The sequence below is a fragment of the Dyella nitratireducens genome (assembly GCF_014642835.1).
Lineage (GTDB): Bacteria > Pseudomonadota > Gammaproteobacteria > Xanthomonadales > Rhodanobacteraceae > Dyella_B > Dyella_B nitratireducens.
Window position 1 is genome coordinate 1,010,509 of the sequence record NZ_BMJA01000002.1, and the last position, 21,967, is coordinate 1,032,475.

Annotated in this window: 21 protein-coding genes; 11 read left to right on the plus strand and 10 right to left on the minus strand. The window is 60.0% G+C overall.

What is annotated here, in order from left to right; genetic code table 11:
- Positions 1 to 106: 106 nt before the first annotated feature.
- The 4 genes from IEX75_RS15345 (at position 107) to IEX75_RS15360 (ending at position 3,120) form a co-directional block, all read left to right on the plus strand.
- On the plus strand, positions 107 to 517 hold the full coding sequence (locus IEX75_RS15345; protein WP_188795172.1) for a winged helix-turn-helix transcriptional regulator: 411 nt from the start codon (positions 107 to 109) through the stop codon (positions 515 to 517).
- Between the two features lie 562 nt (positions 518 to 1,079).
- Positions 1,080 to 1,643 carry a YceI family protein gene (locus tag IEX75_RS15350; RefSeq protein WP_229720857.1) on the plus strand — a complete coding sequence of 188 codons (564 nt, stop codon included), beginning with the start codon at positions 1,080 to 1,082 and terminating at the stop codon, positions 1,641 to 1,643.
- A 148-nt stretch (positions 1,644 to 1,791) separates the two neighbouring features.
- Positions 1,792 to 2,094, plus strand: coding sequence for a hypothetical protein (locus IEX75_RS15355; RefSeq protein WP_188795176.1), 303 nt, complete (start codon positions 1,792 to 1,794; stop codon positions 2,092 to 2,094).
- A gap of 150 nt (positions 2,095 to 2,244) precedes the next feature.
- Positions 2,245 to 3,120: an alpha/beta hydrolase gene (locus tag IEX75_RS15360; protein WP_188795178.1), complete on the plus strand. Its 876-nt coding sequence runs from the start codon at positions 2,245 to 2,247 to the stop codon at positions 3,118 to 3,120.
- Between the two features lie 43 nt (positions 3,121 to 3,163).
- Here the strand turns inward: IEX75_RS15360 and IEX75_RS15365 are convergent, their stop codons facing one another.
- A complete protein-coding gene (locus IEX75_RS15365; RefSeq protein WP_188795180.1) occupies positions 3,164 to 3,883 on the minus strand; it encodes an SDR family NAD(P)-dependent oxidoreductase in 720 nt (239 codons plus the stop codon).
- Positions 3,884 to 3,975: 92 nt separating this feature from the next.
- Between IEX75_RS15365 and IEX75_RS15370 the strand changes: the two genes are divergently transcribed.
- Positions 3,976 to 4,392, plus strand: coding sequence for a winged helix-turn-helix transcriptional regulator (locus IEX75_RS15370; RefSeq protein WP_188795182.1), 417 nt, complete (start codon positions 3,976 to 3,978; stop codon positions 4,390 to 4,392).
- 246 nt (positions 4,393 to 4,638) lie between these two features.
- Here IEX75_RS15370 and galA read toward each other — a convergent pair whose 3' ends face one another.
- Positions 4,639 to 7,188, minus strand: coding sequence for a beta-galactosidase GalA (galA, locus tag IEX75_RS15375; RefSeq protein WP_188795184.1), 2,550 nt, complete (start codon positions 7,186 to 7,188; stop codon positions 4,639 to 4,641).
- A 329-nt stretch (positions 7,189 to 7,517) separates the two neighbouring features.
- Positions 7,518 to 8,048 carry a hypothetical protein gene (locus IEX75_RS15380; RefSeq protein WP_188795186.1) on the minus strand — a complete coding sequence of 177 codons (531 nt, stop codon included), beginning with the start codon at positions 8,046 to 8,048 and terminating at the stop codon, positions 7,518 to 7,520.
- 148 nt (positions 8,049 to 8,196) lie between these two features.
- Here IEX75_RS15380 and IEX75_RS15385 point away from each other — a divergent pair, with 148 nt between their 5' ends.
- On the plus strand, positions 8,197 to 9,207 hold the full coding sequence (locus tag IEX75_RS15385; protein WP_188795189.1) for a GlxA family transcriptional regulator: 1,011 nt from the start codon (positions 8,197 to 8,199) through the stop codon (positions 9,205 to 9,207).
- 190 nt (positions 9,208 to 9,397) lie between these two features.
- Here the strand turns inward: IEX75_RS15385 and IEX75_RS15390 are convergent, their stop codons facing one another.
- The 4 genes from IEX75_RS15390 to IEX75_RS15405 form a co-directional block, all read right to left on the minus strand.
- The gene (locus tag IEX75_RS15390; RefSeq protein WP_188795191.1) at positions 9,398 to 10,180 is read right to left on the minus strand and encodes an alpha/beta fold hydrolase; all 783 of its coding nucleotides are present in this window, start codon (positions 10,178 to 10,180) and stop codon (positions 9,398 to 9,400) included.
- Between the two features lie 291 nt (positions 10,181 to 10,471).
- Positions 10,472 to 10,876 carry a cupin domain-containing protein gene (locus tag IEX75_RS15395; RefSeq protein WP_188795193.1) on the minus strand — a complete coding sequence of 135 codons (405 nt, stop codon included), beginning with the start codon at positions 10,874 to 10,876 and terminating at the stop codon, positions 10,472 to 10,474.
- Between the two features lie 152 nt (positions 10,877 to 11,028).
- Complete coding sequence (locus IEX75_RS15400; RefSeq protein ID WP_188795195.1) at positions 11,029 to 12,048, minus strand: alpha/beta fold hydrolase; 1,020 nt, start codon at positions 12,046 to 12,048, stop codon at positions 11,029 to 11,031.
- A 37-nt stretch (positions 12,049 to 12,085) separates the two neighbouring features.
- Positions 12,086 to 12,493 (minus strand): organic hydroperoxide resistance protein, encoded by a 408-nt coding sequence (locus IEX75_RS15405; protein WP_188795197.1) that lies wholly within the window; start codon positions 12,491 to 12,493, stop codon positions 12,086 to 12,088.
- Positions 12,494 to 12,803: 310 nt separating this feature from the next.
- Between IEX75_RS15405 and IEX75_RS15410 the strand changes: the two genes are divergently transcribed.
- The 5 genes from IEX75_RS15410 (at position 12,804) to nadS (ending at position 16,138) form a co-directional block, all read left to right on the plus strand.
- A complete protein-coding gene (locus IEX75_RS15410) occupies positions 12,804 to 13,355 on the plus strand; it encodes a redoxin domain-containing protein (RefSeq protein WP_188795199.1) in 552 nt (183 codons plus the stop codon).
- A 29-nt stretch (positions 13,356 to 13,384) separates the two neighbouring features.
- Positions 13,385 to 14,125: a response regulator gene (locus tag IEX75_RS15415; RefSeq protein WP_188795201.1), complete on the plus strand. Its 741-nt coding sequence runs from the start codon at positions 13,385 to 13,387 to the stop codon at positions 14,123 to 14,125.
- 5 nt (positions 14,126 to 14,130) lie between these two features.
- A complete protein-coding gene (locus tag IEX75_RS15420) occupies positions 14,131 to 15,444 on the plus strand; it encodes a sensor histidine kinase (protein ID WP_188795735.1) in 1,314 nt (437 codons plus the stop codon).
- A gap of 86 nt (positions 15,445 to 15,530) precedes the next feature.
- Complete coding sequence (locus tag IEX75_RS15425; RefSeq protein WP_188795203.1) at positions 15,531 to 15,845, plus strand: type II toxin-antitoxin system RelE/ParE family toxin; 315 nt, start codon at positions 15,531 to 15,533, stop codon at positions 15,843 to 15,845.
- A gap of 2 nt (positions 15,846 to 15,847) precedes the next feature.
- Complete coding sequence (gene nadS / locus IEX75_RS15430) at positions 15,848 to 16,138, plus strand: NadS family protein (protein WP_188795205.1); 291 nt, start codon at positions 15,848 to 15,850, stop codon at positions 16,136 to 16,138.
- A gap of 33 nt (positions 16,139 to 16,171) precedes the next feature.
- Here nadS and IEX75_RS15435 read toward each other — a convergent pair whose 3' ends face one another.
- The 3 genes from IEX75_RS15435 to IEX75_RS15445 all read right to left on the minus strand — a co-directional run bounded on the left by IEX75_RS15435 (position 16,172) and on the right by IEX75_RS15445 (position 21,921).
- Positions 16,172 to 16,723 carry a hypothetical protein gene (locus IEX75_RS15435; RefSeq protein ID WP_188795207.1) on the minus strand — a complete coding sequence of 184 codons (552 nt, stop codon included), beginning with the start codon at positions 16,721 to 16,723 and terminating at the stop codon, positions 16,172 to 16,174.
- A 114-nt stretch (positions 16,724 to 16,837) separates the two neighbouring features.
- Positions 16,838 to 20,377, minus strand: a complete 3,540-nt coding sequence (locus IEX75_RS15440) for a hybrid sensor histidine kinase/response regulator (RefSeq protein WP_188795210.1) — start codon at positions 20,375 to 20,377, stop codon at positions 16,838 to 16,840.
- A gap of 158 nt (positions 20,378 to 20,535) precedes the next feature.
- Entirely contained in the window at positions 20,536 to 21,921 is a 1,386-nt protein-coding gene (locus tag IEX75_RS15445; protein WP_188795212.1) for an aminotransferase-like domain-containing protein, read from the minus strand.
- Between the last annotated feature and the right edge of the window lie 46 nt (positions 21,922 to 21,967).

Consider the following 21,967-nt stretch of genomic DNA (forward strand, 5'->3'; position numbering starts at 1 on the left):
GAACAAAAAGTTCGTGCAACTTTGGTGGATGTTGAGAAGGTCCACAAGAACGCACGGCAAGAGGCCTAACGAACACCAGAGTGCGTAATGCAACGCGGAGAAGGTGATGACAAAACTTCGAGCGGCCACCAAATCGGCTGTAGACAATGAGAATCATGACCCCGCGGATTGCCGAGCGGTTGGGCAGGTGCTGGATCGCATCGGCGATAAATGGACAGTGATGGTGATTGACACCTTGTCTAAGGGCCCCATGCGTTTCAACGCCGTCATGCACATTATTGGAGGCGTGTCGCACCGAATGCTGACGGTGACGCTCCGCGGATTGGAGCGTGACGGGCTGGTTACGCGAACTGCTTATCCGACGATTCCGCCAAAGGTCGAGTACGAGTTGACCGAACTGGGGCGTTCACTCATCCGACCGCTCAAGGCTCTGTCGACGTGGGCTTTGAGCAATCGTCCGGCGATCGAAGCTGCTCGGGTACGCTTTGACAAGGAAGAAGGTAAGAAGCGCACGTAGATAGCGCTTGGAGATTCTCACATCGGCCTTGCTGGCACCGAGCCGGCGGTCTTTGACTGTCATCTTTCCAAAAGGGCTACGTGATCAGGTTTATCCGCGTCTGGTACCCGGCATCGACGAGCAATCCGTGACCCGAAACGAACGACGCGTCATCGGAGCCCAGGAACGCCACGACCGACGTCAAGGTAATCTGTAAGATCACCGTTGACTTGGGTCGCTTTTAGAACATTTTGCGAGGTAGGCGCCGACTCGTGTCGATTTGTCCAGCAGTCGTTCGTTGCATCGATGAAAGCGTGCGCAGCCAAGGCGTACGACACACGGAGCCCCGAAAGGGGCGCAGGTTATGGAACGTGGATGGCGATCATCCGCGCTGACAGCCCTGATGGAGATACTTCAACTTGATACGGAATGACTTGCCATGAACAACACGATCCGAACCGTTTTTCAGCCAATTGCGGCCAGCGCGGTTGCCATCTTGCTTGGTGTGTATTGCGCGGCATCTCGCGCCGCCGACACGTCCGCGCCGCCTGCCATGCCCCCCGTAACGGCACCACCCGCCGGCGTGTACCACATCGACAAAGCCCATGCGAGCCTTCAGCTTCGTGTAAGCCATATGGGGTTTTCGACTTACACCACGCGCTTTAGCAGTTTCGATGCGACATTGACGTTTGATCCAGACAACATACCGGCCTCCAAGCTGGAGGCCACCATCGAATCCGCATCGCTGCAAATGGACGCGGCACCAAAGATGTGCCTCGATATCGTGAAAGGGCCCAAGCTCCTCGATACAGCGAAATTTCCCAAGATCGTTTTCCGCTCGGACAGCATTCGCATGACCGGTGCCAAGACGTTTGAAATCTCGGGTACCTTGGATCTGCACGGTGTCACTCGCCCATTGGTTCTAACCGCCTCTTACAACGGTGGGTATGGCGGCATACCTAACATGGACCCGCACGCGCGCATCGGATTTTCCGCGCATGGAACCTTCAAGCGCTCGGATTTCGATATGGGATTTGGTGTGCCTGCGCCGGGCTCAACCATGGGGGTGGGTGATTTGATCGACGTGACCATTGAGGCCGAGTTCAGTGGGCCGGCTTTGGCGAACACAGCCGGCAAGTCACATTGACGTCAATCACGACATGCGTGCCAGCCTGCGGTCAACTGCAGGCTGGCTTGTCGACTAACCTTGCTCCGGCGTCGTTGTTGAGTATCCGCGTTCGACCCCGCGCGGGCCTTCGTGCTTTGTAGACGTACAAGAGATAGGAGAAGTGCCGTTGAAGCCAAGTACCAGTGCCAATCTGGCCTTGTTGCTGATTATTGCGGGCTGGATCCTGGCAGGCCATGGATATTCGGTATCGATAGAGGATTTTGGCTCTGGCACTCCGGCGGCGTGGCGAGATGCATACTATGCAAGGGCCACGCTTATGATGGTTATAGGAGTAGCTTCTATAGGAGCTTCGCTTTGGTTTGCTGGCTTTGCCTTCAAGGATGCAAGACGTAGAGCATTGGCCGCCACTATTTTGGCTTTGCTGCCTTTTGCTGTGCTTGTCGCATGTTTTGCTTGGGGCAACTTTTGAGACACGGCATAAAAGCAAATACTCGTTATCGATTGAGCGGCTTCGACTTTCTAAGATGATGGAAACCGTAGCCGCTGAGACCGCAGATGACGCCATACGAAGAGCGCAGAAGAAAGGCCAAGGCGAGCGCACCCTTTAAGGGCATGGACGATGCGTAAGAGACAAATCTCAAACTGGCTTTTCTTCTTGGCGCTGATGGCATCTCTTGCGCTTGTTGGCCTGTGGGTTGCCGGTTCGTATCTCATCAGTCCCATGCAAAGTTTTGTTGGAGCGCCACCGTCTGATCTTCCCGCTCAGGCGATCGTCTTTCCTGATGCAAGCGGGGAGCCGATCCACGGTTGGTTTGTTGCCGGCACTAAAGGGCAGGGTGCTGTTCTATTGCTGCACGGCGTTCGCGCTGATCGGCGGGCGATGATCAACCGTGCCCGGTTCCTGCATGCAGCCGGCTACGCAGTGTTGTTGATCGACTTCCAGGCAGCAGGTGAGAGCCCCGGTAAGGCCATTACTTTCGGTTATCGCGAAGCGGAAGACGTAAAGGCATCGCTGCGGTATATCCATCAACGGCTTCCGGGCGAGCACGTGGGCGTCATTGGCACATCCATGGGCGGAGCCGCCACGATTCTTGCCGAGCCCGACGTCGATGCCGATGCGGTGGTATTGGAACAGGTCTATCCAACAATCCAGCAGGCAACGGAGGACAGGCTGGCTATCCACCTAGGGCCTATAGGGCCATGGCTGGCCCCGGTTCTGCTGATGACTTTGCACGCTCATCTGGACATTTATCCGGACCAATTGCGCCCGATCGAGCACATCGGCCATCTGTCGATGCCCAAGCTATTGATCGTGGGCGATCGTGATCGGGACACAACGATGGCCGAGTCCTACGCGATGTTCCATGCGGCGACAGGATCCAAGCAGCTATGGGTGGTGCACGGAGCCAGACATGTTGACCTATATGGATATGTCGGGGCTGACTATCAGGTGCGCGTGCTCGACTTTTTCAACACTTGTCTACGTGGGAAATAAGGCGCGGGTGACCCCGCGCAAGCAGATGGAGCTGAAACCACGATCACGCTGCGGCCGGAAGAATCGACTCGACGCGATCTCGTTTCGTCACCAGGGTCCAGATCTCCTGGGCGATGTCGTCGGGATCGATCACGGGGAAGCGTGGGTCCAACGTCACGCCCTTGGCGGTCAATGCGCGAAGCCCCGCGGAGCGATCGATGGCGGCACCGATATTCAATGTCCCGGCATAGACACCTTTGGGCATCACTTCAGCATTGAGGGTGAAGACATAGTTGCGCGCGGCAGCCATCAACGGCCCAACGCCGCTCATGCCAGGCATGGGGACCACGGCGGTGAGCCCCCCGACGACGACGACCGCGCCGTCACCACGCGTCAGCATGCCGGGCAAAACGGCATGCGAGACCTCGACGGGTGAGAAGGTGAAGAGGTTGGCCATGGATTGCAGCATCGATGCGTCGAGTTCCAAGGCGGGCACGAAGCCGATATCAGAGGGGACTGGCGCGTAGACGGCGACGTCGATCGAGCCGAACCGTTTCTCAATCGCCTCGACCAGCGCAGGGATGCGGTCGGTATGAGCGAGGTCGGCGGCAAAGGCTGCCGCCTCGATGCCTGCGCCGGCCAATTCGGCGACACGCTCTTGCAGCGGTCCCGCTCGGCGAGCGACAAGCGCCACGCGATAGCCTTCGCGCCCGAAACGATGGGCCAGGGATGCACCAAGTCCGGTGCCGGCGCCGAAGATGGCAATGGTTTTCTGATCAGTCATGACAATTCCTGTGGGGTGGTATGTTTTGCTGACCAGATAGTGTTGGTAGACCACCGATGCCACAAGAACGCATATTTTCGTTGCCTAGTCACATGATTGTGACCCATGCCCCCAGTCAGCCAGGCACGCATCCAGGCTGCCAGAAGGTCAACCAGATCCTCGGCCACCTGGGCGACAAGTGGACGATGCTGGCAATCCTGATGCTGGTCGAACGATCGCGGCGGTTTAATGAATTGAAGCGGCTGATCGGTGGCATTTCTCAACAAATGCTCACGCGTACGCTGAAAGCGTTGGAGCGCGACGGCATGGTGACCCGCACCGTGCATCCAACGGTGCCGCCGCAGGTCGAGTATGCGTTGACGGATTTAGGGCGATCGCTTTCCGAGCCGCTGATGCATATGGCGGCGTGGACGCTAGAGCACGTGGGTGAGATTGAGGCGCATCGTGTGCGGCATGAAGAGCAGGCAGGACGGCGAGCGCAAACAGGGAGTGAGTTGGCCAATCTGTAGGCACTTTTTGCAAAGGAATGCAGCGAGGAACTTGTTCTCACCATAGTCTTCAATCTTGTCTTATCGTCATTCCGGCGAAGGCCGGAATCCATCGCCAGTACGAAGCATGGATTCCGGCCTTCGCCGGAATGACGGTGAGGTGCTACGAAACTTCCAAGGACAGCAGTGCACCTTCGCCGGAATGACGGATGCCTCCGAAATAGCAGCATCGCAGACATTAAGTTCGAAGCATTGGCCCTAAGCCGATCAGCTAACGCGCTGAGCTTTCGATGCAGGTCTCTTTGTTGTGATCGCCATTGAGGCAGAGCGCAACGGTTGTCCAACGGCTCCTTCCTCAACCGCCTCAATAAGCACCTGACCCGCTTCATCCGTCGATTGAATGATGACCTGGGCCAATCCGTTGAACAGCGACCGCTTCGGCTCCTTGTCACTCTCCAAACAGTTGGGATTGCCGTTGCCGACGCCGATAAGTTGGCCTTTTCCGGAAATGCGGAATGCAAGCTTGTTGTCCGCCGTGGGCACTAGCCGGCCGTGGTCATCAAGCGCTTCGACGGTAATGATGGTGACGTCTTGCCCATCTGCGGCGATCTCAGAACGATCGGCAATCAAGCGGATTTTTTGCGCTGGGCCTGTGGTTTCGCGCTTCTCAACCAGCACGGTTTGGCCGTTACGACTGCCACGCGCCTCGATCACGCCGGGTGCGTACGCAACCTTCCACTCGATATGCCCCAGACGAGGCACCTTCTTGCTGCCGAGACTCTTGCCGTTGAGCAGCAGTTCGACTTCATCGAGGTTGGTATAGACCCAGACGGAAATGTCCTGGCCTTCTTTCCCTTGCCAGTTCCAATGCGGAAACACATGCAGGCTGGGTTCTTTTCGCCACCAGGCTTTGTAGTAGTAATAATAATCCTTGGGAAAGCCGCACATATCGACGATCCCGAATTGCGAACTGATCGAAGGCCAGCCATAAGGCGTGGGTTCACCGCGGTAATCGAAGCCGGTCCAGGCGAAGCCGCCGGCCAACCATTCGCGGGTGTCGTAAAAGGTCCACCATTGCTCCGGTGTTTGTCCCCAGTCCACGACGCCGTCATAGCTGTTGACCGTGTTCTTTGTCTTGTCGGAACTGTATTCACCGCGCGTGGAAATGGCGCTGGAAGTTTCCGATCCGAAAACAGGGCGCTTCGGATGCTTCTTGTGGAAGTCGTCGGGAAAATCGGTGTGGTAATTGAAGCCGATGATGTCGAGCGCATCGGAGACGCCTTGCTCGTTATCGCCGTTGACGGCTGCGGAAACGACACGGGTAGGATCGAGTTCGTGGCAGCGCTCGACCATGGTGGTGGCGATGCGTTCACCTTGTGCTGCCATATCACCTTTTTGAAGCTTCCATTCTTCGTTGCCGATCGACCAGATAATGATCGACGGCGAGTTGCGATACCGTTTCACCATGGTTTCGAGTTGTTCCAAGCCGCTCGGGCTGGCGCTCATGTGGCGTGTTTCGCACATCATCAGCATGCCCATGCGATCGCATGCTTCGACCCATTCGGGCGTCGGCATGTTGTGCGAGGTGCGCACGGCGTTGCAGCCCATGCTTTGCAGCACGGATAGGCGGAAGGCTTGCAGCCGGTCGGGCAGGGCGGCACCCACCCCAGCGTGATCCTGGTGATTGCAGGTGCCTTGGATCTTGAGCGGCTTGTCGTTCAAGAAGAAGCCGTGGTCAGGATCGAACCGTGCCGTGCGGATACCGAATGGAATGTGTTCGGCATCGCGCACGCTGCCGTCGACGAAGACTTTGACGAGCGCTGTGTAGAGATGGGGCTCATCAGGCGACCAGAGGGCGGGATGGTCAATGGTCGCCGCGGCTCGATAGTCCGTCGATGTACTCGGCGCAATTGCCTGTGCGGCGGATGTCGCCTGCGCAACCGTGCGGCCGCTGGCATCGACAATGGTCCATGCGAGCGAGGCGTTTACCGGATGCCCGTTCTCATTCTGGATGATGGTTGCGAGGTCAAGCGAAGCGGTGTCGCCCTTGAGGGTCGGGCGCACCACGCTTTCCCATCTGCCCAGGTGCACCGGATCCATTTTGGTCAACCAGACGTGGCGATAGATACCGGCGCCTTCGTAAAACCAGCCATCGCCGAAACTGGCGTCGACACGCAAGGCGACAACATTCTTGCCGCCGTAGTTGAGGAAATCGGTAACGTCGAAACGGAACGAGGTATAGCCGTCGTCGTGGCGGCCGATGAAACAACCGTTGACGAACAGCATGACGTCGCGCATTGCGCCGTCAAACTCGATCCAGATGCGCCGACCACGATCGCTGTCGGGAATGTCGAACGTGCGCCGGTACCAGCCGACGCTGGTGGCGGGATAGCGTCGCCCAAGCGGCTTATAGCCATGCGACGTCATCCGGCTGTCTTCATCACCCTTGTCGTCGTGCACGAAGGGGAGTTCCACTGCCCAGTCATGCGGCAGATTCAGTTTGCGCCAGTCGGCCGCATCGAAGTCGGTGGTGGCGATCTTGAACGTGCCTGTCTTCGAAAAATCACCCTGGCCGAAGCCGAAGCCGAAATCCTTGGCCGGGTCATCGCCGTGGCCGAACGCGAACTGCCAACCGAAGTCGAACAGCCATTGTTCGCGTGGTGCCATGGCTGCTCCGTTTTGCGGCAGTGCCCACGGTGGCTGTCCCGCCATGGCGTTGGCATTGCCGTGACCGGCCCACACGAAGCGCGGCAATAGGCCTGCGCCGAACAATCCAAGACTTGAGATGACGAAAGTGCGGCGGGTGATGTCAACCATGAGAATCACAATCTCCAAAGGTAAGACCTGCCGGCGTCATGGCGAGAAGGGCTGCCGATGACGAAGTGGCTGAGCCAGAGCGAGTGTTACGTGATGGTTTTGTAGATGGCGGAGGGCGTGCGGCGGCGCATTCCGACGGTGCACCATATCAAAGAAAGCGCTGTCTGCATCAAGTGCTGTGAGGTCGTGGCGGATGGTTCGCCAAGATGGATAAAACGTCGCCCCGACGGAAGCCGGGGCCTGGCGACTTTGGTTTTTTAGCGCCTAAAGACACTGGGTCCCGGCTTTCGCCGGGACGACGAAGTATCAAGCATTGCGGCGAACTGAAGTCACTGCTGCTTGATGCCTTCCCCCTGCGCCAGCGTCGTCCAGTGAACATCGTCGACGGATAGCTCGATGCGAACCGTCACCTTGGTCGGCGAGAGGTAGTGATAGGTCACACGATAGGTTTTGTTATCGGCTTTGCCGTATTCGGCCCAGGTATTGCCTTCAATGGTCATGCGCGCAATGAAGGGATCGGCACCGCTGCCGTCGGAGTCGAACATTTCATAATGCCAATAGCTTTTGTCGCTATGGTTGTACGTGCTGACGGCGTGCGACTTTATGACCTTGTCGGGGTTGTTCATGGTAAAGCTGCACGCCATGAACGCCTTGTTGGCGGACCATCCGCACTCTTCCAGCCATACCCATTTGCCGGCTTTCTGATTGCCGACGGCGAGATTTTCTCCGTGGTATAGCCATGTACCTGCGGTGATATCCAGCGCTTGAAGTTCAGCAGGCGGGGTTGGCGTATCGGCGCACCATGCCGACGACACCAAGGCTGACGTGATGAGGGTTGCAAGCATCGGTATGCGGTGCATAAGCCATTCTCCCGAGGCAGGCAGAGGTGTTCGCTATGGACGCACGGCCATTGGACCGTGCTGAACGGAAATACCCGATCTGGATTGGATCTTGACGGTTCGAGTCCGGCGGGACAACGCTAATCAGGCCTCGTTTTCTGCCAAACCGATGACTTCCACCAAGATCATTGCCTTCGTTCTGTTCGACGATGCGTTAGCCCTCAATATCGCCGGCCCCGCTGAAGTGTTTGGCAGCGCCAATCGGTTGTCGGGCGAAAGCGTCCCGCTCTACGAGTTTGTCTATCTATCCACGGCGGGCGGCCTGGTCAGGACGGGCGCCGGCATGTCGATTCACACCGAATCCATTGCAACCGTCGATGTGCATCGGCTGGATACGATGATGGTGGTCGGCGGCGCCACGGTTGCCGAAGCGATGCGCGATACAGCGTTGATCGATTGGATAGCGCATGCCTCCACCGTGGTGCGGCGCACTTGCAGCGTGTGCACGGGCGCTTTTCTATTGGCTGCTGCACGCCTGCTGGATGGGCGCCGCGCGGTCACCCATTGGGCGTCCGTCGATGATCTACTGGCGCAGTTTCCGGCGGTGGATGTGCAGCTCGATCCTATTTATATCAACGACGGCAACATTTGGACGTCCGCCGGCATCTCGGCAGGTATCGACCTGGCGCTGACCCTGGTGGCCGCCGATCACGATCGTCGCCTGAGCCTTGCCGTCGCCAGAGACCTCGTCGTTTTTCTGCATCGCCCTGGCGGGCAGGCGCAATTCAGCCGGACCCTGGCGGCACAGGCGGACACGAATACGCGCAATGTCAAATCTCAGCTTGAGGCCTTGCATGCCTGGATCGTCGAGCATCTGGATGAGGATCTCAGTGTCGAGCGTCTTGCCGCGCGGATGAAAATGACGCCGCGCACCTTTGCACGCAAGTTTGTCGAGGAATATGGCCGCACGTCGACCAAGCTGGTCGAGGATCTTCGCCTTGAAACCACATGCCGGCATCTTGAGGAAAACCATGTTTCCATCAAGCAGATCGCCTGCCTTTGCGGCTTTGGCGACGAGGAGCGCATGAGGAGGGTGTTCGTGCGGCGCCTGCATGTGCACCCTGCCGGCTATCGGGAGCAATTCGCCGCGCGGTTAAGCCTGGCGCTGCTTCGCACGTGATGCAAATCGATCAGAGCCTGAGGTATCCCCACGTTTTCGAGCTGTTCAATGAAGGGTTTTTTCGCGGCCAATACTTAGCGTTTTTACCTCGGCGTCATTCCGGCGAAGGCCGGAATCCATGCTTCGCACTCGCCATGGATTCCAGCCTTCGCCGGAATGACACCGAGGTCATTTAATAGATCTTGGCTGATTATTGAGCTGATGCCGCCTTCTCGATCAGCTTCGCCACCGCTTCGGGATGGGACACCATCACCACGTGCGAGGCGCCCTTGACGACCACGACACCCTTGGCATTGGCTCGCCTGGCCATAAACGCCATCGTTTGCGGCGGAATGTTCTTGTCTGCGTCGCCATAGATGAACCAGGATGGGATGGTCTTCCAGGACGCATCACCTGCCTTCTCATCGAGTGCGGCCTGGGCTAGCGGGCGTTGCGTTGCCGCCATCAGCGCGGCCTGCGCTGCCGGAACGTCGGCGGCGAACTGCGCAGGGAACTTGTTCTGAAGGATGTAGAGATCCTTGCTGCCATCGGCGAGTTCGGCGGGCGGAGCAAGCGCCTGGCCCAGTGTGCTGCCGGGGAACTTGCCTGCCAACTCTGCGACGGTCTCGCCGGTGTCTGGAGCGAACGCGCTGACGTAGACCAGTGCTTTGACGTTCGAATGGCCGTTGGCTGCTTCGGTAATGACATTGCCGCCGTAGGAATGGCCGACCAGCACGACAGGGTCTTTCAGGTCGGCAACGAGGCTGCCGATGTTTGCGCCGTCGCTCTTCGCGCCGCGTAATGGGTTGGCGGCGGCGATGACGAAATAGCCGTCTTTCTGCAGGATCTTGACGACTCCGTTCCAACTTGAAGCATCTGCGAATGCGCCATGTACCAGCACGATGGTGGGTTTGTGCATGGGCTCCTGTGCGGACGCATTGGCGCCAACGAACATGGCGGCTGCGAGCACCAATCCTGCGAACATGCTTTTCATTTCGTATCTCCTTGGGTTTTGTGGCATAGATATCTACATGTCTTGCGATCAGGTCTATCTGCACCTCACCGTCATTCCGGCGAAAGCCGGAATCCAGTTCAAGCATGTTGTGCGAAGCACGCAACAGGAAAGGATGCTGTGTCCTTCGGACGCTTATTTAGACTGGATTCCGGCTTTCGCCGGAATGACGACTGGGCACTATTAAGTCATTCAAAAATCGGGTCGTGGCGGTTGGTGGACACACCTGGCACGCACATGTGAAGAGTGCGCCTGCCTCAGATCTGGAATGCCTCACTTCACCACTTCGACAAGCGGCTTCCCGATAGGAACAACGTACGTTCCAAGCTCTGCTGCATTGGTCTGCCCGACGTTCGTCGCGCTATGGACAACACCCGTCGGAACAAACAAGACATCGCCAGCCTTGAGCGTCACCGGCGGCTTGCCTTCGAGGCGATACTCCAGCGTGCCCTCGATGACGTAGATGATTTCCTCGCCAGGATGCTTGTGATTCGGAGCAGTCTTGCCAGGATCGATGTCGACACGCAGTTGAACTTCCTCGTAACCCGGAATGCTTAGGTTGTGGCGAGACAGTTCCTTGCGATGTGTTCCTTGCAGTTGCTGCGCACGGCCCGTATGAGGTGCCAGGACACTTGCGATGGTCAAGAGCGTTGCAGCCCCCATGATTGACGCTTTCATGTGATGTTCCTTGCCTATTTACGTTTGCAACGATGTTGGCCTCGCAATGAGGGCGGCATCACCCGCCCGTTGAAGGCATCATTGGTTGTCTAGGGAGCGGCGGCAATTACGTGCGAAGTAATAACGGCCGATCGACCTTCGTCCGACTCGTATCAAAGGTGACCAGCATCGATCACGGCTTGCGTGAATGCCTGTGGCGCTTCTTCCGGCAGGTTGTGGCCAATGCCGCCGGTGATCAGGCGGAACTGGTACTTGCCGGTGAAATGCTTGGCATACGCCTCCGGCTGCGGATGCGGTGCGCCATTGGCATCGCCTTCCAGGGCGATCGTCGGCACGGTGATGGCCGGGAATTGCGCCAGGCGCTTCTCCAGCGGGGCGTATGTTGTTTCGCCGTTGGCCAGGTCCAGGCGCCAGCGGTAGTTATGGATGGTGATGGCGACCTGGTCGGGGTTGTCCAACGCTGCGGCACTGCGTTCGAAGGTGGCGTCGTCAAAGTTCCACTTCGGCGAGGCCAACTGCCAGATCAACTTGGCGAAGTCGTGGTGATACTTTTCGTAACCGACGCGGCCACGCTCGGTGGTGAAGTAATACTGATACCACCACTGCAGCTCGGCCTTGGGCGGCAAGGGCTCCTTGCCGGATTCCTGGCTGCCGATGAGGTAGCCGCTCACGGTCACCAACGATGTCACGCGTTCCGGCCAAAGGGTGGCGACGATGTCTGCCGAGCGCGCACCCCAATCAAAACCACCAAGTTCCGCACGCTGGATATGCAACGCATCCATGAAGTCGATGACGTCCTGTGCCAAGGCGGCGGGTTCGGCATTGCGCATGGTGCTGGCCGACAGAAACCGCGTCTCGCCGTATCCACGTGCATAGGGGACAAGCACGCGATAACCCTTTGCTGCCAGCGCCGGTGCGACCTTTTCATAGCTGTGGATGTCGTACGGCCACCCGTGCAGAAGAATCACCACCGGGCCATCGGCCGGCCCCATCTCGGCATAAGCGACATCCAGCACGCCGGCATGGACATGCTTCAGCGGCCCCCACGGATCCTGCGATGCAGCCGGTGACATGGATGATTGAGCTGGCGTGTTTTCGGCGTGTGTCGCCGAAGCAAGACCGGTGAGGCTCAGGGCGAGGGCGGCGGCGAGTGCCAAGTGCGTGCGCTTCATGGTGATCTCCTGGAATGCGTGTGTGATGACTGGGGATTTAGATCGCGGCGACGACAGCCTGGATGTTTCCGCGGGTCGCCTTGGAATACGGGCAGATCTGGTGGGCGCGATCGACCAGGGATTGGGCGACGGCATGCTCCAGTCCCGGCAGGCTTACGTTGAGACGTGCCTGGAGGAAGAAGCCTTCCTCGACGTCGTTGCCCAGGTCGACTTCCGCGGCGACCGAGGTGTCTGCCGGCAGCGTGATGCCGATCTCCTGCGCTGCACGTCCCATCGCGCCGATGAAGCAGGCGGACCAGCCTGCGGCAAACAGTTGTTCCGGATTGGTGCCGGTGCCGCTGGAGCCGGGCAGCGACAGCTTGATGTCGAGGCGATGGTCGTCGCTGCGCGATTGGCCGTTGCGGCCGCCGGTGGTGGTGGTCTTGGCGGTGTAGAGGATGGACATGATCGGTTTTCCTAAGTGGTCGAGTGGCCGCCTCGTCGCGAGGCCCTGGCCGGTGTGCATAGGAAACCGCGGCGGCGTATCCCGGTTGTGTCCGGGCAGGCGCCAAAAGGCATCGAAATGTGTAACGGAGGGGCCCTGATACGTTTTGATACAAAAGCGTCCGACCGGGCAGACTTGCCTCGCGTCGGTTTGTACAAACAGATACAAAAAGCCATCAAGGCGGACACGTTCCAGATAAACCAGGGATGTCCCATACGCGTCATGGCAGCGCGTGGACGCTGCCGCTTATCCACGACAGGCAGACCACCCCATGACATCCCTTCGCATTGCCGCCGTCCTGGCCGCCCTCGGTGCGGCCCTGATCACTTTCTGGCCGAACGCCTGGACTGCAGCCAGCACCGAGCAGCCCGTTGGCGGCACACCGGCACCTGACTTCACCGGCGCCGATCGCTGGTTCAATTCAGCGCCACTGACCCTGGAAAAACTTCACGGCAAGGTAGTGCTGGTGGATTTCTGGACGCGTGAATGCATCAACTGCATCCACACGCTGCCGCACATCAAGACGCTTTACGACAAGTACGCCAGCCAGGGGCTCGTGATCGTCGGCGTGCACACGCCCGAGTACGATGAGGAGCACGATCCCGCCTTGTTGCAGAAGGCGATTGATCAATACCAGATCACGTGGCCGGTAGCCTTGGACAATAGCTATCGCATCTGGAATGCCTACGGCAACCGTTACTGGCCGGCCATCTATCTCATCGACCGGCGTGGCCATGTGGTCTATTACCATGTCGGCGAGGGAAACTATGACGACACCGAGCAGCGCATTCGGCAGTTGCTGGGCACATCGCAGAACGCATAACGGCAACGCAACCCTGGGAGCGCATGCACATGGACCACATCGACAACATCCTCGTCGTCGACGACGACCGCGAGATCCGTACGGGTGTCGTGGACTATCTTAAAAAGAACGGTTTGCGCGCCAGCGCGGCCGTAGATGGCCGAGACATGTTCGCGCAACTGGACGCCTCGGCATTCGATCTTGTCGTGCTGGACATCATGATGCCGGGCGATGACGGCCTGGTGCTTTGCCGCACCTTGCGCGCCGGCAAGCATCAGGCGCTGCCGGTGCTGCTGTTGACTGCGCGTGACGATGAGACCGATCGCATCATCGGCCTGGAGATGGGCGCGGACGATTATCTGGTCAAGCCGTTTTCACCGCGTGAACTGCTGGCGCGCATCAAAGCGGTGATTCGCCGCACGCGCATGCTGCCGCCGAATCTGCGCATCACCGAAAGTGTCGAGATCTTGTCATTCGGGCGTTGGCGCCTGGATACCGCCGCACGCCATCTGCTGGACGAGGAAGGCACCATCGTGCCACTCAGTGGCGCGGAGTTTCGGTTGCTGCGGGTGTTCCTGGATCATCCGCAGCGCGTGCTTTCACGCGATCAACTGCTCAACCTGACGCAGGGCAGGGACGCGGAGCTGTTCGATCGCTCCATCGATCTGTTGGTAAGCCGCTTGCGCACTCGTCTTGAAGACAACGCCAAAGAGCAGTCGTACATCAAAACGGTGCGTAGTGAAGGTTATGTGTTCAGCATGCCGATCACCGTGCCTGGAAATAACCCGTGAGCCGCATGGCCTTCATCGCGCCGGAACGCTGGTTGCCGCGCAGCATGGCGTCGCGTCTTTACCTGATTATCTTCATCGGCCTGATGCTGGCGCAGGGGCTTTCCTTCGCCGTGATGTTCTATGAGCGCTATGAAAGTGCTACGGCGACCATGTTCGACACGGTTGAGCATGAAGCGGGTACATCGGTGGCCATGCTGGATCGCCTGCCCGCTGCCGAGCGCGCTGGCGCGCTGGGCCTTCTGCAGCGTGACAACTATCGTTTTCTGTTAGGGCATGGCCAGCCGGGCACGCCATTGACCAATGAGCGCTCGTGGCAACTCGTGCACCGGATCGAGAAAGAGGTCGGCCCTGACTATCGCGTACAGGCGGATGCGATGTCGACGCATGCTGGGGCCTATCAGGTGCATTTCACCTTGCATGACGGTTCGCCGCTGACGATGGAGGTTACGCCACGCGGCATACCGCCGATCGCGCAGTGGCTGCCGATCGTGCTGGTTTTGCAGTTGTGCCTGCTGCTCATATGCACCTGGCTCGCCGTGCGCTTGGCCGCACGCCCCTTGGCGCAACTTGCACACGCCGCGGAATCCATGACGCCGACGGCGGATGGCCCGCGCCTGAGCGAAGCAGGTCCCATCGAAGTGGCCCAGGCGGCGATCGCCTTCAACACGATGCAAGAACGCATCGCACGCCATCTCAAGGAACGCCTGCACATTCTTGCTTCGATCTCGCATGACCTGCAGACACCTATCACGCGCATGCGCTTGCGCGCGGAATCTTTGGAAGAGGGCGAAGAACGTCAGAAGATTCTCAATGACCTGCACGAGATGGAGCATCTGGTGCGCGAGGGCGTTGCTTACGCACGCAGCGCTCATGGCGGTGCGGAGACGCCTGTGCGCATGGATGTGAAGGCCTTTGTGGAAAGCCTTGTCTTCGACTACCAGGACATGGGCAAGCCTGTCACGTTGGAGGAATCCATCGGTGGCGCGGCCATGGTTCGCCCGCAAGCATTGCGGCGCGTGCTGGGCAACTTGATTGATAACGCCATTAAATATGGCGGCAGCGCTGAAGTCAGTGCCTGGCGCAACGAGGAAGGCGCGATGTGCCTGGCCGTGTGCGATCGCGGGCCGGGCATTCCCGAGGATCAGTTGGAGCAGGTGCTGCAGCCGTTTTATCGCCTGGAGGGTTCGCGTAGCCGCGACACGGGTGGTGCGGGTTTGGGCCTGGCCATTGCTGTGCAGTTAGCGCGTGCGATTGGTGGTGGCTTGCAGCTTTCCAATCGGGAAGACGGGGGTCTTGCGGCGGTGATTACGTTGCCATAGCGCGTTTGTTATCAGGCGAAGACCAGCGCCAGGGCGGAGCCAATACGCCATTGACGTATATACGCCAATGGCGTATGGTCAAATCCATGATCTTCATCGAAACGAGTGTCTTCACTCGCCAGATCCAAGAATTGGTAAGCGACGAGGAATACGCCGCTTTTCAGGTCGAGTTAGCCAACGATCCGGCGGCTGGCGATGTGATTCGAGGGACCGGCGGACTCAGGAAAATTCGCATGGCCGCGAAGGGGCATGGAAAGCGAGGTGGCGCACGGGTGATCTATTACTACTTCATCGGTGAGTCGCAGATCGCAATGCTTCTGGCATATGCCAAGAATGAGGCTGACGACCTGACTGCGGCACAGAAGAAGGTGCTGAAGCAAATCATCGACCAGTGGAGATGATGATGGAAAAGAAGCTATTCAACGAACTCATGCAAAGCATTACCGAGATGGATGGCATCCGTCACGGCGTGCGGACGCCTTCCCGAAGGACGGATGTTGCTTCGGAACGGGTAAAGCGCATACGTGCGCTGACGAAACTTTCCCAGGCAAAATTTGCGAAGATGCTCGATGTCGAGTTGGCGACGCTGCAAAACTGGGAGCAGGGTCGCCGTAATCCGACGGGGCCAGCAAGAGCCCTGCTTAAGGCGATCGAAAAGGATCCAAAGCACGTTCTCGCCGCGTTGATCGACTAACGCTGCGGACAAACGCCCCAGCAAAAAGCACGCTCAAAGAAACTTGGCAAACGTATCGATCGGCCGAGCCTTCAACGCATCCAGGTCCCACGCGAGCAGACCCGCAATGGCCAAGGTGTCGGCGTTGATTTGTCGACGAGGGGCCGAGAACAGGCGCAACACTCTGCTCCGCCATCCAGACTGCGTTTTCAGTTCGAACGTGATCGCCGCTGCTGCCAGCCGTGTGAGGTCGTCGGTCGAGTCAAGGCTGATCGCTGCACGCGAGATCGCCGTCAATCGATCGCGTGACACCAGTTCGCTTACGCGCTTTTCGATGGAAGGAAACTTCGCGCTGCGAAAACCCTTGGGTTCGAGCACCGTGTGATAGAGCAGGGCACAGAGAACCCGTTCTACACGGCGTGCCAGACGCTCCTCAGGCAGCTCGTGTTCCACCGCGTTGATGTCAACGGCATGCGCGTGAATATCCGAGGATCGACATGCACCAGCATGCGTCCCTCGCGGGTGCCGGGCAGGCCGAAGCGGTATCACGTTGCTCGGAGTGGGGTGCTCCGATTCGATCAGGAAGTGGGTGGTCGTGGTGTTCATGGGCTTTCCCATGCATCGGGCGTGCCAGCTGGCGCCCTCGAAAAGCCACCGGCCATCCATCAGATCGCCAGAACATGAATCTCCGCACACTCCGGGCACGACTCCGGGCGCAGTTCAGTCGACTGTGACGGACGCGCGCATAAGGACAGCCGCGAGCGCCTGGGCCAGCTGTTCGCCGTGCAGTGGTTTGCGCAGGAAGCCGTCCATGCCGGCAGCGTAGGCGCGGGTTTCCTCATCGCCGCCGGCACGGGCCGTGATGGCGACCATGGGCAGCGTGTCGCCGCCGCGACGCGATCGCACCAGCGCTGCCCATTGCAGACCATCCAGGCCAGGCAGATCCAGATCCACCAGGGCCGCATCGAAACGTGCGTGTTCCAGCGATTCCAGCGCACGCAACGCCGTGGCCGCATGTTCGACGGTATGCCCTTGTACCTCCAGCAGACCCTCGACGACCGCCGCCACGACAGGGTCGTCCTCCACCAGCAGCACGTGCCAGCGGGGCGCCTCCTTGCGGGAGATGGTCTGCGGATGCTCGGCTGGCGCGGCCGTTGCTTGCAGGGGCAACCGCACCTGGAATTGGCTACCTGTGCCCAGCGTCGACTCAAGCGTGATGGTGCCGCCCATGAGTGTCGCCAGCTCGCGGCTGATGGCCAGGCCCAGACCGCTGCCCGAGTCGCGCTGCGGGCTGTCCAACTGTTGATAGCGCTGGAACAGCTTGGCCTGGTCGGCAGGGGCGATACCCGGGCCGGTGTCACTGATGGTGAATTGCAGACCCTTGGCGTCACTGCTGAGCCCCAGCCGCACTTGCCCCCGCTCGGTGAACTTCACGGCGTTGCCGCTGAGGTTGAGCAGGATCTGCCGGATGCGCACGGCATCGCCCAGCACCTGCGCCGGGATGCCATCGGTGATATCGGCGTACAGCGCCAAGCCTTTGGCCAGCGCCTTGGCGCGTTGCAACTCCGCCACGTCTTGCAGCAGGGCGCGCGGATCGAAGGGTGCCTGGGTCAGCTGCAGGCGACCGGATTCAATGCGGGACAAGTCGAGCGCATCGTTCACCAGCGTGAGCAGCACTTCGCCGGAGTTGCGGATGGTCTGTGCGTAGCGCCGCTGGGTATCGTCCAGCGGGCGACTGAGCAGCAGCTCGGCCATGCCAAGCACGCCCGTCATGGGGGTGCGGATTTCGTGGCCGAGCTGGGCGAGGAACTCGGTTTTGGCCTGGCTGGCGGCACGCGCCAGTTGATGCTCCTGGGTGATCAGCTCCAGGCGATGGCGCTGCAATTGCCGGCGGCGCATGGCATGCAGCAGCGCCGCGAACAGTGCGACGAGCAGCAGCGCATAGGCAAGCCAGGCCCACCAGCGCAGCCACGGCGGGTCATCCACATGCAGGTGCAGTGGCGTGGCCAGTTCACCCCAGCTGCCATCAGGGCCGGCGGCTTGCACGTGCAACGTGAAATCGCCACCGGGCAATTGGGTAAACGTGCGATCGCCGCGCGAGCCGGTATCGACCCAATTGTTGTCGAGCCCCTCAAGGCGGAAGCGGTAGACATTGCGTTCCGGCACGATGAAGGACATGGCGCGCGCCACGACGGTGAAGTCGCGATCATTCCAGGCCAGTGAAACAGGACCGTTTCCGGGCAACCATTCACGCACACCGTTCTGGCCGCGAACGCTCAACGCGTTCAAACGCACCTCCGGCGGCCGCAGATGAGGCTGGATCGCTTCCGGCTGGAATCCGACGATGCCGTCCTTGGATGGGGCGTATAGCCGTCCATTTGCCAAGCGCGCGATCGCATTGCTGCCGAAATAAGTGTCCACCAAGCCGTTTTGCACGCCAAAGCCGCGCAGGCTGCCGTCGACGGGGTCGTACAACCACAAGCCGGCGCGAGTGAACAGCCAGGCGCGGCCGACACCATCCACGCGCAGGCTCATGACGCTATTGACCGTCCGCGCGTCGTTGAGTGGATAGCGCGCCACGCGCGTCGCGTGATCGCCCTGGCAGCGATACAAGGAAAGACTGTCGGCGTCGGCCAGCCAAAGCTCATCGCCGTGAAAGTCCAGCGCGCGTACGAAGCGCTGCTCCACGCCCTGCACGTAGCGCACGGATTGACCGGGTTCCCAGCGCGTCATGCCTTTGTCGGTGGCCATCCACAAGGCATGCGCGTGCCAACGCATATCGTTGATGGACGCCGCGGCCAGCTCGGCGTTGGCGAAGGCGGGAGATTCGCAACGCGTGCTGTCCGCGGGCGTGACGCATACACCTGCGGGCATCAGATCCATGTAAGCGTTGCCATTGTCGTCCAGCACCACGTTGTACGGCTGTGCGGGTACCGCGATGGATTCAAGGCGACCTTGGCCATAACGGAAGCTGCCGTTGGAGGCGTTGATCCACAATCGCCCGCGCGCGTCGGCGGCCATGTCGTGGATGTCGTGATGCGCGCCGGGCAGCCGTATCACCGACGGCTCCACGGTTTGCGCTGCCGGATCGAGCTGGTCGACGCCGCCGTCCTGGTTGCCGATCCACAGCGTCCCGTCTGCGTTGGCGGCTACCGCGGAAAAGGTGCCTGGGCTAAGGCTGGCCAGATCGTCGGGGCGATGAACGCGGCGCGTGAAATCGTTCCAGTCCGGCGACAAATAAGCCAGGCCGTTATCAGTGCCCAGCCACAGTCCACCTTCGCGATCGCGCAACAGGCGCAGCACGACGCGGCCGGGTAGTGCGTGGGGCAACAAGGGTTCGGCACCGAACCCGTAAACACGTCCGTCTCGATCGCGCAGTATCAGACCGTGGACGCCACCCAGCCACAGACGGCCGGTGCCGTCGGTTGCGATCGAGATGATCGGCTGCGGCGCTACGCCTGCCAGCGGCACGCGCTGGGCGACACCGTCGTGGTCCAGGCGGAACAGGCCGCCCACGGTGCCGATCATGAGTGCGCGGCCATCGCGAGCCAGCGCATAGACCTGCGGCGGGTCCAGCGTTTGGCCTTCTTCATTTTCGAAATGCACATGACTGAAACGGCCATCGCGCTCGCGAAGGTCCAGGCCGGCACTCGTGCCGACCCATAGACGGCCATCGGGATCGGCCAGCAGCGCATGTATTTCGTCGCTGGCCACGCTGCGCGCGTTGGCTGGATCGTGATGGACATGCACGAAACGGCCATCGCCGAGCATATGGTCCAGGCCGGTATCGCTCCCTACCCATAGCGTGCCGTCACCGTCTTGCGCCAAGGTGTTGATCTGATCATCACCCAGGCTGCCGGGAACCTTGTCGTCATGACGCCAATGCAGGAAACCGTCGCGCACCGGGTCATACCGCGCCAAGCCGTCATCACCGCCGCTCCACAGTCGTCCTTGCGAATCCAACAGCAAGACGCGCACACGATCGGCGGGGGCAGCGTAGGCATCGCCGTTGTGGTGAGGCCACGTCTTGAAGGCCACGCCGTCATAGCGCACCAATGCTGAGCCGGTGGCTATCCACACATAACCATCGCGATCTTGCAGCAGCGCACTGACGGTGGGATCAGGCAGCCCGTCGGCGGTGCCGAAGCGGCGGAATTGCGGCGTAGGCGCCGACGTAGCTGTCATCACGGACGAGCCTGCGTTGCTGCTGACAGATGGGGTGCCGCCGAGCAGCAGGGCGGCAAGCACAAAGGTCAGCATGGGCGTTCCGATGGCCGCGTGGCTTGGCGCGGCGTGGGTTTGGCCGTCACTTCGCTCGGTCCTTTCCAATGGATGGATGATGATGCCGCGTGTGGCGGCGGTTGGATACGGATCCGGTCACGGTAAGCGCACGCCGCCAGCACGATCAGTACGACGCGTTACTGTTCGGAAAGTGCACGCGCCAGGACATTGAAAACACGATTGTCCGTGGATTGCGCGACGTTGAAACGCAGGAAGTCGCTCGCACTCAACGATTGGCTGAAAGCGTTGCCAGGCGCCAGCACGACATCCTCTTTCAAGCATGAGCGTGCCAGCGTGGCGGCATCCATGCCTTCGGGCAGCCGGCACCAGAGAAACATGCCTGCTTGCGGCATGAGCCAAGGCTTGATGCCGATCGCTTTGAGCCGGCTGACTGTTTTCTCCATTTGCTCTGCCAGGCGCAGGCGTATCGTCTCCATGTGCTTGCGGTAGCCGCTGTCGGTCAATGCCGTCAGCACGATATCGGCTGCCAGTCGCCCGCCGCCGAAGGCAGTGGCGATTTTCAAATCGGCGAGGCTTTCGATCCAGTCGATGCGTGCCGCGATATAGCCGCAGCGCAGCGACGCGGAGATCGTCTTGGAGAAACTACCGATATGGATGACCCGCGAGAGGCCATCGAAAGCTGCGAGCCTGGGTGCAGGACTGATCTCGAAGTCGGTAAAGATGTCGTCCTCGATGATCACGAGATCGGAACTGTCGGCGAGCTTCAAGAGTCGATGCGCCACGACGGGCGAAAGCACCGCACCGGTTGGATTATGGATACCGGAATTGGTGATGTAGAGCCGGGGTGCATGTTCCCTCAACGCAGCTTCGAACATGTCTACATCCGGTCCATTCGCGGTATACGGCACGCCCACGATCTGCACGCGATGCGCCTTCAGCAAGGCGTGGAAATTGAAATAGCAGGGATCGTCCACCAGCACGGTGTCGCCCGGCTCCAGCAGGAAACGGCAAATAAGGTCGATCGCCTGGGTTCCCGAATCGGCAAGCATGATCTGTTCGGGCGCGGCTTCAATGCCGGTGGTCGCCATCCGCCGGGAGAGGAATTGACGTAGCGCCACATGGCCGAGCGGGGTGGCGTAATCCGTCAGTTCCAACGTATCGGCCCTGGCGGCTGCGCGGAGGGCGCGGCGCATGCCTGCCTCATACATCCATGCAGCAGGTAGCCAACCGCAACCTGGTTTGAGCACGGAGGCGTCCGTCTCCAGCGATTGGCGTGAAACCCACAGCGGATCGACTTCCCTTTCAAGCTTGGGGCCGATCTCCGTCAGCGCGAGTGGAGCGACCGGTCCCGCCGCATAGAACCCGGATCCTGGGCGGGAAACGATGACCCCCTCGGCGGCCAGCCGCTCATAGGCCTCCACGACGGTCGACACCGAGAGCTGCATGGCCCGCGCCTGGGCGCGCACCGAGGGCAGGCGAGCTCCGGGTTGATAAGTGCGGGAGGCAATCCTCGATCGAATGTCCGCCATCACCGCGTTGATCCGCGTGTCGTTCCGCCTCACGTTCTTCCTTCAACCGTAGTGGATTTATGTCCATAACAGTTCTTAT